General features: G+C 63.2%; 12 protein-coding genes. 6 read left to right on the top strand and 6 right to left on the bottom strand.

What is annotated here, in order from left to right; all coding sequences use genetic code 11:
• Window positions 1–23 precede the first annotated feature (23 nt).
• Window positions 24–3,149, top strand: a complete 3,126-nt coding sequence (locus tag B9A97_RS03985; protein WP_084363698.1) for an efflux RND transporter permease subunit — start codon at window positions 24–26, stop codon at window positions 3,147–3,149.
• Here B9A97_RS03985 and B9A97_RS03980 read toward each other — a convergent pair.
• Window positions 3,134–3,379: a WGR domain-containing protein gene (locus B9A97_RS03980; RefSeq protein ID WP_084363697.1), complete on the bottom strand. Its 246-nt coding sequence runs from the start codon at window positions 3,377–3,379 to the stop codon at window positions 3,134–3,136. The genes B9A97_RS03985 and B9A97_RS03980 overlap by 16 nt on opposite strands.
• A gap of 202 nt (window positions 3,380–3,581) precedes the next feature.
• Here B9A97_RS03980 and B9A97_RS03975 point away from each other — a divergent pair, with 202 nt between their 5' ends.
• The 5 genes from B9A97_RS03975 to B9A97_RS03955 all read left to right on the top strand — a co-directional run bounded on the left by B9A97_RS03975 (window position 3,582) and on the right by B9A97_RS03955 (window position 10,911).
• Window positions 3,582–5,894, top strand: coding sequence for a TonB-dependent hemoglobin/transferrin/lactoferrin family receptor (locus B9A97_RS03975; protein WP_084363696.1), 2,313 nt, complete (start codon window positions 3,582–3,584; stop codon window positions 5,892–5,894).
• A gap of 63 nt (window positions 5,895–5,957) precedes the next feature.
• The gene (locus B9A97_RS03970) at window positions 5,958–7,664 is read left to right on the top strand and encodes an ABC transporter ATP-binding protein/permease (RefSeq protein WP_084363695.1); all 1,707 of its coding nucleotides are present in this window, start codon (window positions 5,958–5,960) and stop codon (window positions 7,662–7,664) included.
• 33 nt (window positions 7,665–7,697) lie between these two features.
• On the top strand, window positions 7,698–8,432 hold the full coding sequence (locus tag B9A97_RS03965) for a ChuX/HutX family heme-like substrate-binding protein (RefSeq protein ID WP_084363694.1): 735 nt from the start codon (window positions 7,698–7,700) through the stop codon (window positions 8,430–8,432).
• A gap of 3 nt (window positions 8,433–8,435) precedes the next feature.
• On the top strand, window positions 8,436–9,272 hold the full coding sequence (locus B9A97_RS03960) for a ChaN family lipoprotein (protein ID WP_084363693.1): 837 nt from the start codon (window positions 8,436–8,438) through the stop codon (window positions 9,270–9,272).
• A gap of 187 nt (window positions 9,273–9,459) precedes the next feature.
• Window positions 9,460–10,911: an amidase gene (locus B9A97_RS03955; protein WP_084363692.1), complete on the top strand. Its 1,452-nt coding sequence runs from the start codon at window positions 9,460–9,462 to the stop codon at window positions 10,909–10,911.
• Window positions 10,912–10,922: 11 nt separating this feature from the next.
• Here the strand turns inward: B9A97_RS03955 and recQ are convergent, their stop codons facing one another.
• From recQ to B9A97_RS03935, 5 genes are all read right to left on the bottom strand, one after another.
• Window positions 10,923–12,779, bottom strand: coding sequence for a DNA helicase RecQ (recQ, locus tag B9A97_RS03950; RefSeq protein ID WP_084363834.1), 1,857 nt, complete (start codon window positions 12,777–12,779; stop codon window positions 10,923–10,925).
• Between the two features lie 118 nt (window positions 12,780–12,897).
• Entirely contained in the window at window positions 12,898–13,062 is a 165-nt protein-coding gene (locus B9A97_RS29700) for a hypothetical protein (protein WP_179145213.1), read from the bottom strand.
• A 176-nt stretch (window positions 13,063–13,238) separates the two neighbouring features.
• Complete coding sequence (locus B9A97_RS03945; RefSeq protein WP_084363691.1) at window positions 13,239–14,744, bottom strand: tripartite tricarboxylate transporter permease; 1,506 nt, start codon at window positions 14,742–14,744, stop codon at window positions 13,239–13,241.
• A 9-nt stretch (window positions 14,745–14,753) separates the two neighbouring features.
• Window positions 14,754–15,215, bottom strand: a complete 462-nt coding sequence (locus B9A97_RS03940) for a tripartite tricarboxylate transporter TctB family protein (protein WP_084363690.1) — start codon at window positions 15,213–15,215, stop codon at window positions 14,754–14,756.
• A 136-nt stretch (window positions 15,216–15,351) separates the two neighbouring features.
• Window positions 15,352–16,311 carry a tripartite tricarboxylate transporter substrate-binding protein gene (locus B9A97_RS03935; RefSeq protein ID WP_143530325.1) on the bottom strand — a complete coding sequence of 320 codons (960 nt, stop codon included), beginning with the start codon at window positions 16,309–16,311 and terminating at the stop codon, window positions 15,352–15,354.
• Window positions 16,312–16,329 lie beyond the last annotated feature (18 nt).

The raw sequence follows: 16,329 nt of genomic DNA, 5'->3' as shown, positions 1-16,329 counted from the left end.
ACAAGAAAACGGAGAGGCCGGCTATGGCCAGGTTCTTTATCGATCGGCCGGTGCTTGCGAATGTCATCGCGATCCTGACCGTCATACTCGGTCTGGTGGCGCTGGTCGGCCTGCCCGTGGCACAATATCCCAATGTCGTGCCGCCCTCGGTGCAGGTCACGGCGCGCTATCCCGGCGCCAATGCCGAGACCATCGTGCAAGACGTGGCGCTGCCGATCGAGCAGAAGGTCAACGGCGTCGAGGGCATGCTTTACATGCAGTCGACCTCCACCAGCGACGGCACCTATGCTCTGACCGTGACCTTCGCCATCGGCACGGACCCGGACGAAGCGCAGATCCTGGTTCAGAACCGCGTGGCAAGCGCCACCCCCTCGCTACCCGATGCCGTGCAGGCGCAAGGGGTGCAGACCGCCAAGCGCTCCACGGCGATCCTGGCAATTGCTGCTCTCACCTCAGACAACCCGGATCATGACAGCCTGTTCATGACCAATTACGCGACCATCAACCTGGTCGACCAGATCTCGCGTATCCCGGGCGTCGGCAGCGTCTCCGTCTTCGGCGCCGGCAGCTATGCGGTGCGCATCTGGATGGATCCGGAACTGATGGCGGCGCGTGGCCTCGTGCCCTCGGATGTCAACAATGCCATCCGCCAGCAGAGCCGGACCTCATCCGCCGGCCAGCTCGGCCTGCCGCCGGTGCCGGAAGGGCGTGATTTCCAATATACGCTGAAGCTCGATTCCAAGCTCGCCGATGTCGCCGCCTTCGAGGACATCATCCTCAGGACCAATGACAATGGCGATATCGTGCGCCTGCGCGACGTCGCCCGGGTGGAGCTCGGCGCCCAGCAATACAGCCAGGATTTCAGCCTCGACGGCAAGCCCTCGGCCGGCCTGGCGCTCTTCCTCCTGCCGGAGGCCAATGCGCTCGAGGTGATCGAGGCGGTCAAGGCCAAGCTGGATGTGATGTCGGCCGATTTCCCGGAAGGCCTGCGCCATTCCGTGCCCTTTGATACGACGCTGTTCGTCGAGGCCGCGATCGACGATGTCTATCACACGCTGGTGGAAGCCGCGTTCCTGGTGCTCATCGTCATTCTGGTTTTCCTGCAGGACTGGCGCGCGACGCTGGTGCCGGCGACCACGGTGCCGGTCACCATTATCGGCGCCTTTGGCGCGCTGGCGCTCTTCGGCTTCTCGGTCAATCTCTCCACGCTATTCGCCATCATCCTCGCCATCGGCATCGTCGTGGACGATGCCATCGTGGTGGTGGAGGCAGCCGCGCGGCATCTGGAAGAGGGCAAGTCGCCCAGGGAGGCCGCGGCGCTTGCCATGGACGAGTTGATGGGCCCGATCATCGGCATCACGCTCGTGCTGCTCGCCGTGTTTCTGCCAGCCTCCTTCCTGCCGGGCCTCAGCGGCGAAATGTACCGGCAGTTCTCCCTCGTGATTGCCGCCACGGCCCTGATCAGCGCGGTGAATGCCGTGACTCTGAAGCCGACCCAATGCGCCCTGTGGCTGAAGCCCCATGCGCCGAAGCGCAAGAACATCTTCTATCGCGGTTTCAACGCCGGTTATGACGCGGTGGAGCGGGTCTATGGCGCGCTGGTCAAGGTGATGACGCGCTTCAGCATCATGATTTCAGTCGTGGCCTTGCTGCTGGTGGGACTTTCGGTCGCCCTGCTGGCGCGGGTGCCGACCGCCTTCCTGCCGGTCGAGGACCAGGGCTATTTCTTGGTCTCCGTGCAATTGCCGGAGGGCGCTTCGCTGGAGCGGACCCGCCGTGCGATCGAAGACGTTCGGCAACGCTTGGAAAAACTCGATGCCGTGGAAACCTCGGTCGCGATCAGCGGCATCTCCGCGCTCAACAACAATGCCAGCCTTTCCAATGCCGGCGTGCTCTATGTCATCCTCAAGGACTGGAGCCTGCGCCAGGAGGGCGACGACCTCTTGTCGCTCTACACGTCGATGCGGGAGCTGACGTCAAACCTGCCCGACGGACAGGCGCTCGTGCTGCCGCCCCCGCCGATCCAGGGCATCGGCAATGCCGCCGGTTTCGCCATGCAGATCCAGGCCCGCGACGGCGCCTTCGACTACGCGGCGCTGGAAGAGGCGGCCGCCGGCATTGCGCAAGCCGCCGTTGCGGATCCGACATTCCGTGAAGCCTTCAGCCCCTTCCGCGCCGACGCCCCGCAATTTGCCATCTCCATCGACCGCAGCAAGGCCCAGCGTGCGGAGGTCGATGTCGGTGGCGCCTATGACACCGTCAGCCAGTATATCGGTTCGTCCTATGCGGGGCAGATCAATCTGTTCGGCCGTGTCTTCCAGGTCTATGTGCAGGCGGATGCCTCGCGGCGCGTTGAGGTGGCCGACCTCGAACAGATCCGGCTGCGTAGCGCGTCCGGCCAGATGGTGCCGCTCGGATCGATTGCCGACATCAAGGCCGTGACCGGTCCGGCACTGATCAGCCTCTATAATCTCTATCCATCCGCCCAGATCATCGGCTCCCAGGCCCAGGGCTACTCCACCGGGCAGGCGCTTGATGCACTCGACGGATTTGCCAAGGCCTTGCTGCCCCACAATTACGGGCGGGAATGGACGGCGGTTTCCTACCAGGAGCGCGAACTCGGCGGCCAGATCTACCTGGTCTACGGCTTGAGCCTGCTGCTCGTCTATTTCGTTCTGGCCGGCCAATACGAAAGCTGGTGGGCGCCGATCGGGGTCATCGCCACGGTGCCGCTTGCGCTCATCGGCACGGCCGCGACGTTGCTGGCCGCCAATGCCGCCGTCAACCTCTATACCCAGATCGGTCTGGTGCTGCTGATCGCGCTATCGGCGAAGAATGCGATCCTGATCGTGGAGACGGCCCGGCATCTTAGGGCGCATGAGAATTACGAGATCGTGGATGCAGCGATCAAGGCCGCGATCACCCGACTGCGCCCCATTCTCATGACCTCGATCGCCTTCATTCTCGGCGTCGTGCCGCTGGTGCTGCAGACCGGGGCCGGCGCCAGCGCGCAGAAATCGATCGGCATCGCCGTTCTGACCGGCATGATCGGCTCGACCTGCCTGACCGTTGTCTTTGTTCCCTCGCTCTTCGTGGTCCTGCAACGGCTGGAAGAGTGGCTCAAGCGCCGCGCTCACGTTTCGGCATAACCGCGGCGCCGCTTTGCCCGCTCGATATCGTCGCGCGCCTGTTCCAGCGCGTCAGGCCGGTCGAAGGTTTGCACCATCGACCGGCCTGACGTGCCGATGCGTCCCCAATTGCGAATGAGCGACATTTCGCCAAACAGCGTTGGCTGTACCGCGATGCTGTAGAACCGCGCCATGTTGCGGCGCGGATCGATGCGTTGGAGGTAGACGGGTGGATCAGGGATGTCCGACATATCAGCGAGTCTCGCCGCTGAGCGGTACGCCGTCCAACGACTAATTTGAATCGATAGACCCCAACCGATTCACGGCGCGAATGGCTTTGCACAGCCTGGCAAAATCAAATGTTAAAATATGACTCTTTTTATCATCTTTGAACTTGAATCAAAAAGTCATCTTTTGTAGATCATATGCAGTTGCATTTTTCGGGGGTTTTCCATGAAGTCCAGCATGTTAGCGGCGCCGCGCGCGCCGTTGTCTCGTCGCGCCCATATCCTTGCCACCAGCGTTGCCATTGCAGCCTTGTCCGTGTCCGGCAGCGCCTGGGGGCAGAAGGCGACACAGCAGACCGCAGATACCGAACTGGAGGAAATCGTTGTGCTTTCGACGCGTGATGCGAAGAAGGTGCTCGATGTTCCGCAGAACATCTCGGTGATCGACCGGCAGCAGCTCGACGACTACAACGTCAGAGACATTCAGGACCTCGTGCGGCGCGAACCCGGGGTTTCGGTGAGCCGTCCAACCTCCATCACCAATCCCTGGGGCCAATTGAACAGCTTCTCCATCCGCGGCATGGGCGGCAATCGCGTTCTGATGACTGTTGATGGCGCCCGCGTCCAGGAAGGCATCACGGACGGCAGCCGCGACTTCTTCGACATGAGCAATTTCAAGGCGGTGGAAATCGTCCGCGGACCAAGCTCCGTCCTGTGGGGTGCGGATGCGCTCGGCGGCTCCGTCATGTTCCGCACCCGCGATCCGTCCGACCTGCTGACGGATGCCAACAAGCCCTGGGCGCTGGAGATGAAGACCGGTTTCGACAGCTTCGACAACAGCTGGCGCAAGCAGGTGACGGCGGCGTATGACTTCGGCGACCTGGAGGTGCTGGGCAGCTACAGCCATACCTACAGCCACGAAGCCAAGCTGAGCAACGCCCGTGGCGATGGCGGCATCTGGGGCTGCAGCCGCCTCAACTTCAATTGCGGCGAGCTTTTCCCAGCCGACACGGATGTCGACAACGCCTTGTTCAAGATGGTCTGGACACCGGATGCCCAGCATACCGTCAAGCTGACGGGCGAGCTGTTCGGCCGCGACACCAGCATCCTCCAGCTCTATGACATGAGCGCCTCGACCACCGGCGTGGCGACCACGACGGCCTATAACAGCACCGACTATGCGCGCGACCTCGAAATGAGCCGCAAGCGCGTGGCGCTGGAACATGAATGGCTGGTGGATCAGCCCTGGCTCGACAGCGTCAAGTGGCGCGTCTCCTACTCGCCGCAGGAGCGCGTGACCAACAGCGACCAGCGCCGCGTCTATTCCAACCGCTACCAGCTGGTGAACCAGTATCGCGACTACAGCGAAACCTTCCTGGAAGGCGACATCCAGCTGCAATCGAGTTTCGATCTCGGCAACACCCAGCACAAGCTGACCTACGGCTTTGACGGCGACCGCACCAAGGGTGACTACACGGGCACGAACACAACCTTCGATTCGCGTACCAATGCGACGACGGTGGCGGTGAACCAGGGCTTCAGCTTCCCGCGTGTGACAACCGAACGCGCCGACGTCTATCTGCAGGACGAGATCAAGATGCTGGATGGTCGCCTGACGCTGACGCCCGGCGTCCGCGTCGCCCATTATGCGATCGATCCAACTGGCGATTCCACCTATCCCGGCCTTCCCGGTTTCCGCCCTGCAAAGCAGGAGCATACGGAAGTGTTGAAGGCACTCGGCGCCGTCTACGATCTGAACGACACCTATTCGGTCTACGCCTCCTATGGCGAAGGCTTCAAGATGCCGACCTCGGCCCAGCTCTTCCAGTCGAGCAACGATGCCTTCACCGGCACCTCGATCGTTCCCAATGCCAGTCTGCGTCCGGAATCGGTGCAGAGCTATGAATTCGGCCTGCGCGGCGAATTTGACCGGGGCTTCTTCAGCCTGGGCGGCTTCTATGCCGACTACAAGGACTTCATCCGCAGCCTGCAGCTCACCACGGTGCGCAACAGTGCCGGTGCGCTGATTCCGGCTTATACCTCCAACAATGTCGAGAATGTTGAGTTGTGGGGTATCGAGTTCAGCGGCGAATACGAGGTGGTCGATTACACCACCTTGTCCGCCAATGTCAGCTGGAGCAAGGGCCGCCAGCAGGTCACCGCAAGTTCCGCTGAAACCGCCTTCGATGGCGCGGTACCGTTCACGGCAATCCTCGGCATCAAGCATGAAATGCCCGATTACGGCCTGCAATTCGAGCTGTTCAGCACGCTTGCCGCAGGACGCACGGAAGCCAGCAGCGCCTCTTACTATCTGCCTGATAGCTACGCCCTGTTCGACGCCTATGCCAAGTGGACGCCGCGCGAGAATTTCGAGATCACCTTCGGCGTCGAGAACATCTTCAACACCCGATATTTCCCGAACACCCTCACGGGCTTCGACAAGGTGGCGAGCTCCACTGCCGTCGCCAATGTCAATCCGCTTGAGCTGCAGACCGGCCCCGGCCGCGTCTTCAAGGTCGGCGCCACCGTCAAGTTCTGATCCAACCCCAGGCATGCCGGGCCGCAGGCGGTCCGGCATGCCACAACATCGATGGGATAGGCCATGCTCAGGATTGCCGGACAGTTCAAACGGTTGATCAGAATTTGCGTCAGCATGCCGGGCGGCAAGCTCAGCCTGCTGCTCTTTTGCGTGGCGATTGCGCTCAATCTCGGCAGTGTCTACTCGACCGTCCGCCTTGTGAAATGGACCGGCGAGTTCTACTCGGCCGTCGAAAAGGTCAACGGTCCTGAAGTCTTCAGGCAGATCGGCATCTTCGCGCTGATCGTCGGGCTCAATTCCGTGCGCGGCCTGTCTTACGAATATCTGCGCAAGGTGCTGGAAATCCGCTGGCGCCGCGCGCTGACCGACAAGGCGATCGAGCTCTGGACGCGCAACAAGGCCTTTTGGCATCTGGCCAATGACCCCACAAACGCCATCGACAATCCCGACCAGCGCATTGCCGAGGACTGTCGCCTGTTTGCCAAGGGCCTGCTGGGCGAAGCGCTTGATTTGATCGGTGAGATCGTCGGGCTGTTTTCCTATCTGGCGATCCTCTGGGGCCTGTCGAATTTCGCGCTGTCGCTCGCGCCAATCGGCCTGGACATCGAAATTCCCCGCTACATGGTCTGGGCGGCCTTCCTCTATGTGGCGATCAGCAGTGTCATCACCCATGTCCTGGGACGACCGCTCAAGGGTCTGCTGGCCGAACAGCAGCATCGCGAGGCGAGCTTCCGCTACAGCATGGCGCGCTGGCGAACGGCCTTTGACGAGGTGGCGCTGTCCAACGGCGAAGCCGCCGAAACCCGGGTCTTCCGCAATCGCTTCGACGCCGTGGCCAACAATTGGCGCCGGGTGATCCGGGCCGAACTGGTGCTGGGCAGCTTCACCTTCCCCTTCCGCCATTCCGTGTTGCGCATACCGTTGTTCGTGGCCCTGCCCGGCTATCTCGCCGGTCACGTGGCCTTTGGCGGCCTGATGCAGCTCAGCATGGCCTTCTCCAATGTCGTCACGACGCTGTCCTGGTTCATCTTTTCCTATCGGGATCTCGCTGAACTCGTCGCCACCGCCTCGCGTCTCGATCATTTCATGCAGGCTGCCGAACAGAACGGCGACCATCCACCCGCAATCGCCAGAATGCCGGCCAAGACCGGCATCGTGCTCGGTCCTTTGGCGGTCAGCACCCCGGATGGCCGCCCGCTCGTGGCACTGCCGGAGACGGCACTGCATCAAGGCGAAATGCTCTGGCTTCGCGGCCCCTCGGGCATCGGCAAGACCACCCTGGTCAAGGCAATTGCCGGCTTGTGGCGTCATGGGGACGGCCAAGTGTCCCTGCCCCTGGACGGCACGATGTACCTGCCACAGAAGCCATATCTGCCGACAGGCTCGGTGGTGGAAGCCGCCGCCTATCCCTCCGAGGTCGCAGATTTCGGTGCCGAACGGGTGAAGGCCACGCTGCGCGACGTCGGGCTTGGCCACCACACCGAAACCCTTCCGGGCCATGGCGATCAGGCCGTCACGGGCCTGTCCGGCGGCGAACTGCAGCGCCTGACGCTGGCGCGGCTTCTGCTGCACCGGCCCCGGTTTGCGATTCTCGATGAGGCAACCAGCGCGCTCGACCAGCAGGCGGAAGCGGCATTGCTCGCGCTGATCCGCGAGCGGCTGCCGCAAACCACCCTGCTCCTCATCGCCCATCGCCTGCCGGGGGCTGCGACAGCGCAGCAGATCCTGGATCTCGACAGCCCGGACCTGCCGCTGGCAGCGACCGCCTGACCCATTGTTTATCGCATCTCAAGGAGAACCATCATGAGCGAAGACACCCCGATCACCCGCCAGTTCCTGCAGGCGGATGCCCGCGACATCATCCGGCGCTTGCCCGCCATGGGCAAGCTGATGATCATCGGCAAGGGCAATGGCGCCACCCATGAACGCATCGGCAAGGTGGAAACGGTATCCGCCGAGGGCGACCTGATGATCTGTAGCGGCCAGAACCACGACAGCCGCATCGATCCCTCGCTGATTGTCGATATCGTGCTGGATCGCTCCAGCATCATGCAGACGCAGGTCTATCCGCGACTGGATTTCCGCCGGGCCGATGGCAGCACGCTGTTTGCCGTCGTCGGCTTCGAGGGCCTGCCGCCCTTTGCCGATGCTCTTCAAGATGTGCCCCGCCTCGACGACCCCAATCCGCGCGACAATAGCAGGCCGCAGCGGCCCGAGGTCGATCCGGCCGATCCCGGCTTTGCGCCGCTCCAGGCGGCCTTGGCAGCGGGTGGGCCGATCACCATTGCCTATGACGAGCCCGGCTTCAGCCAGCGCTGGACGGGTGTCGTGCCGAAAGTCAGCCCCGGCATGGGCTTCATCAATATCATGACCGATGACTTCCACCTGCATCTGCTCGGCGGTACGGTCAGTGCGTGGGGAACCACTGAAGCTGCTCAAGGACTGGAACTGATGGCACTCGGCCAGGATGGAACGCCTGTAGGGCTGACCTTGCACGGAGAAGCCGCCACGCTGACCACGGCTGCGGCCGCGGAGTAAACCATGGCGGAAATCCATCACAGACCCGGGACCTGGCTCGACGGGTCCCGTGGCACGGAACGCGATCATGCCGACCTGATGCGGGAGATGGCCGGCAAGCGCGCCGTGCTCCTGGGCGAAACCCATGACCGTTTCGACATCCACCGCTGGCAGCTGCATGTGATTGCGGCGCTTCATGCCAACCGAGGTAAGATCATCGTCGGTTTCGAGATGTTTCCACGCCGGGTGCAGCCGGCACTCGATGCCTGGGTTGCCGGCGCTATCGACAGCGCTGAATTCCTTGAGCAATCCGAATGGAAGACGGTCTGGGGTTTCCAGCCTGAACTCTATTTGCCGATCTTCCACTATTGCCGGCAGTTCAAGCTGCCGATGAAGGCGCTCAATTGCCGGCGACCCCTGGTCACGGAGGTCGGCAAGCTCGGCTGGGACGCCATTCCAGTAGAAGACCGCGACGGGGTAACCCCGGCCAAGCCCGCCTCGCCGGCCCATCGCCGGTATCTCTTCGAGCTGACCGGCGGCGGAAGGCCTGACCGCAAGGCGTCATCGCCCGAGGATCCGGAATTCGACCGCTTCGTGCGAGCGCAGCAGACCTGGGACCGGGCCTTTGCCTGCGGGATCGCCGATGTGCTGGCGGCGGATCCGGAGACGCTCGTGGTCGGGATCATCGGTCGCGGCCACCTGGAATATGGTCACGGCACGCCGTACCAGCTCACGGATCTCGGTATATCCGATTGGGCCATCCTGCTGCCGGAGGATAGCGAGACCTTCGACCTCGACCGCAAGACGGGCATCGCCGACGCCGTCTTCCGGCTGGATACGATGGATCGGGCCGAACGCTAAACGCCAGGGAGAGAGATCGACGCGGGCAGGCAAATGGCTAAAGCGCGTCGCGATCTTTCAGATTCGCTTTCCTCGCTTTAGTCCTTTGTTTTTGAGCATGTCGTAATCGCAAAACCGCGGCACACTTTTGCGCGACATGCTCTAAGATGTCCGCCACAGATTCGATCTCCCTCTCTCAGGCGATATCATGCACGACATCACCAGCCTTTCCGCCCTCGATCTTTCCCAGGCCATCCACCGGCGCGAGGTTTCCTGCGAGGCAGTCATGGCGGGTTTTATCGAGCGGATCGACCGGATCAATCCGCTCGTGAACGCGATCGTCAGCCGCCGGGAGACCGAGGAATTGGTGGCGGCGGCGCGGACCGCCGATCAGGAGCTTGACCAGGGACACTCGCGCGGCTGGCTGCATGGCATGCCCATGGCAATCAAGGACCTGTCGAATGCCAAGGGCCTGCCTACCTCCCAGGGCTCGCCGAATTATGCCGGCGTGGTCGCAGAGGAGGACGACATCCATGTTGCCCGCCTGCGTGCGGCGGGCGCCATCTTCATCGGCAAGACCAACACGCCTGAGATGGGGCTGGGCTCGCACACCTATAACAGCGTCTTCGGCGTGACCCGCAACCCCCATGACCTTAGCCGGTCGGCGGGCGGATCAAGTGGCGGGGCGGCGGCGGCACTCGCGACCCATATGCTGCCGATTGCCGACGGCAGCGACATGATGGGGTCACTGCGCAATCCCGCAAGCTTCAACGGCGTTGTCGGCTTCCGCCCGAGCTTCGGCCGTGTGCCGGATCCCGGCCAAGAACTTTTCCTCGGCCAACTCTCTGTCGCCGGGCCCATGGGTCGTACGGTGGCCGATGTGCATGCGCTATTGCAGGTCCAGGCGGGATATGATCCGCGCTGCCCCCTGTCGCTACCCGCAGGCGATATGGCCATGGCCTCCGACAAGCCCGTCTTTGCCAAGGGTCGGATCGGCTGGCTTGGCGACTACAACGGCTACCTGCCCTTCGATCCCGAGGTAATCGAGATCTGCGCAAAATCCTTGACCACCTTCGAGACCATGGGTCTTGCCGTCGAAACCGTGCCGTCCGGATTTGACATGGATGCGCTGTGGCGGGCCTGGCGGGTGCTGCGCCATTTCCTCGTGGCCGGTGGCCAGCGGGCGGACTATGCCGACGAGAGCCGCCGCGCCCGGATGAAGCCGGAAGCGATCTGGGAAGTGGAAAACGGCGCGCCGCTGATGGCGAGCGACATCTACGCCGCCTCGCTGACCCGCAGCGACTGGTATCGCTATATGCTGGGGCTGTTCGAGCGCTACGATTTCCTCGTGCTTCCCTCTGCCCAGGTGCTGCCATTCGATGCCGGGCTTTCCTGGCCGAAGGTGGTGGGCGGACGTAGCATGGATACCTATCATCGCTGGATGGAAGTGGTGATCGGACCGACCATGGCGGGTCTGCCGGTGGCCGCCATGCCGGCAGGCGTTTCAGCAACGGGCCTGCCCTGCGGCATCCAGATCATCGGCCCGCCGCGCGCGGATATCGATACGTTGCGCGCCGCAAGCCGCTTCGAGGCGGCGCATGGACCCGTGAGGCCGGCGCTGGATCAACAAATCATTGCCGCACTGGGATCGATGGGCTGACATAACAGGCATCAATCCAGATGCGCCAGGATCACCTCCAGGAAGGCGTCGCCGTATCGGTCGAGCTTGGATTGGCCGACGCCCGTGATATCCAGCATCTCGTCATGGTCGGTGGGACGCTCCCGCGCGAATGCTGCGAGCGTGGTATCGGGGAAGACCATATAGGGCGGAATGGAAAGCTCCCGGGCGATCGTGGTTCGAACCACCCTCAGCGCTTCGAACAGCACGGCATCGGAATCCCGCAAGGCCGCCCTGGCATTGGCCGAACTCGCTGACGCGCCGCGCGAGGCCTTGGCCGAGGTCGGCCTGTCCTTGCGGAACCGGATTTCCCGCTCGCGCTTGAACACCGCGCGCGCCTCCGGCTGCAGCTTGAGCGCGCCGAAAGCGCCGTGATCGACGCTGACCAGGCCAGCCGCCAGCAATTGCCGATAGACCGATTGCCAGGTCTTGGACGAGATATCCTTCCCGGCGCCAAAGACCGGCATGTCCGTATGGCCGAAACGGGTGGTCTTGTCGTTGACGTTCCCGAGCAGCACGTCGACCAGATGGCCGGTGGCAAAGCGTTCGCCCGTCCGATAGATCGCCGCCAGCGCCTTGATGGCAGCGTCGGTTCCATCCCAGGTTTCGACGGGTTTCAGGCAGGTATCGCAATTGCCGCAGCCGCCTTGATGGGCTTCGCCGAAATGCGCGAGGATCGCCTGACGGCGGCAGCCCGGCGTTTCGCAGATGGCGAGCAGGGCGTTGAGCTTGGCGCGCTCGACCCGCTTGACGTCATCGCTGGAATTGCCCTCGTCGATCATCCGGCCGCGCTGGATGACATCCGCCATGCCATAGGCCATCCAGACCTCAGAGGGCAGGCCGTCGCGGCCTGCACGCCCGGTCTCCTGATAATAGGCTTCCACCGATCCCGGCAGGTCGAGATGGGCGACATAGCGGACGTTTGGCTTGTCGATGCCCATGCCGAAGGCGACCGTCGCCACCAGGCAAAGGTCTTCTTCCCTGAGGAAGGCATCCTGGTTGGCATCGCGGACTGCCCGATCCATGCCGGCATGGTAGGGAAGTGCCCGCACACCCTGCCCCTCCAGCCACTCGGCCGTATCCTCCACCTTGGCGCGGGACAGGCAGTAGACGATGCCGCTGGAGCCTTTGTGACGCGAGAGAAAGCGCAGCAATTGCTGGCGCGGCTGGTCCCGCTCGACGATTTCATAGGCGATATTGGGACGGTCGAAGGAGGTGGTGTAGACCTTGGCGGAGCGCAGCTGAAGCCGGTCAATGATGTCTTCGCGCGTATGCGGGTCGGCCGTTGCGGTAAGCGCAATCCGGGGAACACCGGGAAACTGCTCGGCAAGCTGGCCGAGCTCGCGGTATTCGGGGCGGAAATCATGGCCCCATTGGGAGACGCAATGCGCCTCATCGATGGCAAACAGCGCGATCCGCGCCTGCCCGATGATCTCCTTGAAGGAGGGGGTCACGATGCGTTCCGGCGTGACATATAAAAGATCGAGCGCGCCGTTTGATATGGCACGCCGCACCTCGACATAATCTTCCCTCGATAGCGAGGAATTGAGCGCGGCGGCGCGCACGCCGAGCTGCTTCAAGGCCTCCACCTGGTCGCGCATCAGCGCGATCAGCGGCGAAACCACGACGCCGACACCTTCGCGGCACAGCGCCGGGATCTGGAAGCACAGGGATTTGCCCGCACCCGTGGGAAACAGCACCACCGCATCGCCGCCACGCACGACTTGATCGACCACCTCCGCCTGCCGCCCGCGAAAGGCTGGGTAGCCGTAGACAGACTTCAGGATCTCAAGGGGATTGCCGACCGGCGTGTCGAACAGTGGGTCGGTGCGGTGCTTGTGTATCGGCATGGAATCGCTTTCGGCTTGGGTCATCCGTTATGGCATGGATGACGGGCCTGCCGCGAGAGCTTGGCGCACCACCTCAGCCAGTTGTTGATGGACTGGGGATGGCCGATCTTTCGAACCGTTAGTAGCGGGGGAATTCCGTGGGGTCGATGCCGAGGGTCTTGAGGTCGCGATCGCGCGGACGGCGATGGCCTTCAACGGCTGCGGCGGCTGCGGTGGCGGCGCTCATTACAGCAAAGGCTCGGCCGAAAAAGCCCAGGCTGGCGGACTTGCGGAGGGTGGACATCGTCTTGCTCGCTTTCTTTGTTCTACGAGCTTAAGATGTGCGCGACACCCTCCAAGTACAAGCGCGGGAAAAACAGGCCAGCCATGCAGCCCAAGCAGGTCGAGACCTTTTGTCGCGCGTATTGATTAAATCCGCTGCGCCATGGGATGGCGCAGCGGTATCGGATGGCAGGTCGATCAATCCTCTTCCTGGAAGACCGCCTCGCGCTTTGCCTTGACGTTGGGCAGGAACACCACGATCAGGACGGCAAGCGCGATCAGAAGCAGCGTGGCGCTGATCGGCCGGGTCAGGAAGGTGGTCGGGTCTCCTCGCGACAGGATCATCGCCCGGCGCAGGTTTTCCTCCAGCAGCGGCCCCAGCACGAAGCCGAGCAGCAGCGGGGCTGGCTCGCAGCGCAGCTTGACCAGGATGTAGCCGACCAGGCCGAAGAAGGCGACGGCGTAGAGGTCGTAGACATTGCTGTTGACGCTGTAGACGCCGATCGAGCAGAAGGCCATGATCGTCGGGAACAGCACGTAATACGGCACCGTCAGCAGCTTCACCCACATGCCGATTAGCGGCAGGTTCAGCACCACCAGCATCAGGTTGCCGATCCACATGGAGGCGATAATGCCCCAGAACAGCGCCGGCTGCTCGGTCGCGACATTGGGACCCGGAACGATGCCCTGGATGATCATTGCGCCGACCATCAGCGCCATGACGGGGTTTGCCGGGATGCCGAGTGTCAGCAGCGGAATGAACGAGGTCTGGGCGCCGGCATTGTTGGCGGATTCGGGACCGGCAACGCCGGCGATGGCGCCGTGGCCGAACTGCTCCGGATTTTTGGAGAGCTTCTTTTCCACGGTGTAGGAGGCGAAGGCGGCCAGGATCGCGCCGCCGCCGGGCAGGATGCCAAGCGCAGACCCGATACCCGTGCCGCGCAGGACCGGCCCGACCATCTGGCGGAAGTCGTCGCGGGTCGGCATCAGGCCAGAGACCTTCTTGATCAGCACGGAGCGGCTGATCTCGCCTTCCAGGTTGCGCAGGATTTCGGCAATGCCGAACACGCCGACCGCCAGCGCCACGAAGTTCAACCCATCGGCATATTCGCGGATGCCAAGCGTGAAGCGCGGGGTTCCGGTATAGATGTCCGTGCCGACGAGGCCGAGCAGCAGGCCGAGCGCCACCATGGCCAGCGCCTTGACGATCGAGCCATGGGCGAGCGCAATCGACGATACCAAGCCCACGACCATCAGCGAGAAATACTCCGCCGCGCCGAATTCCAGCGCGATTGCGGTAAGTGGCGGCGCGAAGATGGCGACGAGGAAGGTCGAGACCGTGCCGGCGAAGAACGATCCGAGCGCGGCGATCGCAAGGGCGGCGCCGGCGCGACCGTTGCGGGCCATCTGGTAGCCATCGATGGCGGTCACCGCCGAGGAGGATTCGCCGGGCATGTTGATCAGGATGGCGGTGGTGGAACCGCCATACTGGGCGCCGTAATAGATGCCGGCCAGCATGATGAGCGAGGAGACCGGCTCGAGCTGGAAGGTGATCGGCAGGAGCATGGCGATCGTCGCCGTGGCGCCGATGCCGGGCAATACGCCGATCAGGGTGCCGAGCAGCACGCCGATCAGGCAGAAGAACAGGTTCTCGATCGAACCTGCGGTGGAAAATCCCAATGCGAGATTGCTGAAGAGTTCCATCGTCGATCCTCAGAAACGGGTCCAGGGGCCAAAGCGCTCGAACGGCAGGCCCAGCGCGTAGCTGAACACCAGAACCGAGAACACCGTGATCGCCGCCGCCAGCGCCACGGCGCCCAGTGGACGCATGCGCTGCGAGGCAAATGAGGCGATGAAGGAGGCCAGGAACAGCGCCGGGACAAAACCCAGGCCACGCACGGTGAGGCCGAACAGCACCGGTGCCGGGAGAATGAACAGCATGCCGCGCCAGGCCAGCCGTCCGATCGGTTCTCCCTGCTCCCGGAAGGCCTGCCCGAGGATCACAAGGCCGAGCAGGATGAGAATGACGGACAGGACGAGCGGGAAATAGCCCGGCCCCATGCGCAATGCGGTTCCAAGATCGAGCGACAGCGACTGGACCGTGAAGAACAGCCCTAATCCGATGAACGCGCCGCCGCAGAGCGCGTTAGTTCTGTCTATGCTGAAGGATGCCATTTTTTGTCCCCTGGGAGTGAGCCCGGCTTGCCGCGTGCTGCGCCTGATCGCGGGCAGAATGGCGGCCGCTGGCCGGCACAAAAAACCTCCCCGGCGAATTGGCCGGGGAAGCTCTGCATGGGCGTCTCAGATTGGCTTAGTCGGCGTATTGGCCGGCAGCTTCGATGACCGGCTTCCAGCGTGCAATCTCGCTTTCGAGCTTGGCCTTGAGCGCCGCCGGGGTGGCGTCAGCCTCGGGCGACGGCGCGGTGCCGAGTTCGGCGAAGCGGGCTGCGACATTCTGGTCGGCCAGAGCCTTTTTCAGCGAGGCCGAGAGCTTCTCCACCGCTTCCGACGGCGTGCCCTTCGGCGCATAGACGCCGTGCCAGATGCCAACTTCGAAGCCGGAGAGGCCACCTTCGACGGCGGTCGGCAGGTCGGGGAAGATGTCGAGGCGCTTCGGCGAGGTCACCGCATAGGCCTTGATCGTGCCGCCCTGGATCTGCTTCGTGGTGTTGGTCGTCTGGTCGCACATGATGTCGACCTGGCCGCCCAGGAGGTCGGTCATGGCAGGACCGGTGCCCTTGTAGGGAACGGTGACCAGCGGCGTCTCGATTGCGCTCATGAACAGCATGCCGCAAAGGTGGGAGGCAGCGCCGATGCCGGCATTGGCAACGGTCACCTTGTCCTTGTTGGCCTTGACGTAGTCGATCAGGCCCTTGAGGTCGGTCGGCTCAAGGTCCTTGCGTGCCACGATGGTCATCGGCACTTCGGTGACGAGGCCGACATATTCGAAGGCGTTCAGCGTGTCATAAGCCAGCTTGCGATAAAGCGTGGCGCTGGTGGCCATGCCGATGTGATGCAGCAGGATGGTATAGCCATCGGCCTCCGCGCTTGCCACGCGTCCGGCACCGAGCGTGCCGCCGGCGCCGCCGACGTTTTCGACGATGATCTGCTGGCCGAGATCCTTGGACATGGATTCAGCGACAAGGCGAGCCACCGTGTCGGTCGGGCCGCCAGCCGCGAAGGGCACGACCATGGTGATGTTGCGCTCGGGATATTCGGCATGGGCAGCGCCGGCGATCAGCGCGGTTGCCATGGCGGTGGTGGCGAGCATGGTTTTGAAAAGCGACAT

The sequence above is a fragment of the Rhizobium sp. RU36D genome, assembly GCF_900176345.1.
GTDB lineage: Bacteria > Pseudomonadota > Alphaproteobacteria > Rhizobiales > Rhizobiaceae > Allorhizobium.
This window is presented reverse-complemented; position numbering and strand designations above follow the sequence as displayed.

Excerpts from the sequence above, each read along its gene's own strand:
- B9A97_RS03985 (WP_084363698.1), top strand. The coding sequence starts at position 24 with ATGGCCAGGTTCTTTATCGATCGGCCGGTGCTTGCGAATGTCATCGCG.
- B9A97_RS03980 (WP_084363697.1), bottom strand. The coding sequence starts at position 3,379 with ATGTCGGACATCCCTGATCCACCCGTCTACCTCCAACGCATCGATCCG.
- B9A97_RS03975 (WP_084363696.1), top strand. The coding sequence starts at position 3,582 with ATGAAGTCCAGCATGTTAGCGGCGCCGCGCGCGCCGTTGTCTCGTCGC.
- B9A97_RS03970 (WP_084363695.1), top strand. The coding sequence starts at position 5,958 with ATGCTCAGGATTGCCGGACAGTTCAAACGGTTGATCAGAATTTGCGTC.
- B9A97_RS03965 (WP_084363694.1), top strand. The coding sequence starts at position 7,698 with ATGAGCGAAGACACCCCGATCACCCGCCAGTTCCTGCAGGCGGATGCC.
- B9A97_RS03960 (WP_084363693.1), top strand. The coding sequence starts at position 8,436 with ATGGCGGAAATCCATCACAGACCCGGGACCTGGCTCGACGGGTCCCGT.
- B9A97_RS03955 (WP_084363692.1), top strand. The coding sequence starts at position 9,460 with ATGCACGACATCACCAGCCTTTCCGCCCTCGATCTTTCCCAGGCCATC.
- recQ (WP_084363834.1), bottom strand. The coding sequence starts at position 12,779 with ATGCCGATACACAAGCACCGCACCGACCCACTGTTCGACACGCCGGTC.
- B9A97_RS29700 (WP_179145213.1), bottom strand. The coding sequence starts at position 13,062 with ATGTCCACCCTCCGCAAGTCCGCCAGCCTGGGCTTTTTCGGCCGAGCC.
- B9A97_RS03945 (WP_084363691.1), bottom strand. The coding sequence starts at position 14,744 with ATGGAACTCTTCAGCAATCTCGCATTGGGATTTTCCACCGCAGGTTCG.
- B9A97_RS03940 (WP_084363690.1), bottom strand. The coding sequence starts at position 15,215 with ATGGCATCCTTCAGCATAGACAGAACTAACGCGCTCTGCGGCGGCGCG.
- B9A97_RS03935 (WP_143530325.1), bottom strand. The coding sequence starts at position 16,311 with ATGCTCGCCACCACCGCCATGGCAACCGCGCTGATCGCCGGCGCTGCC.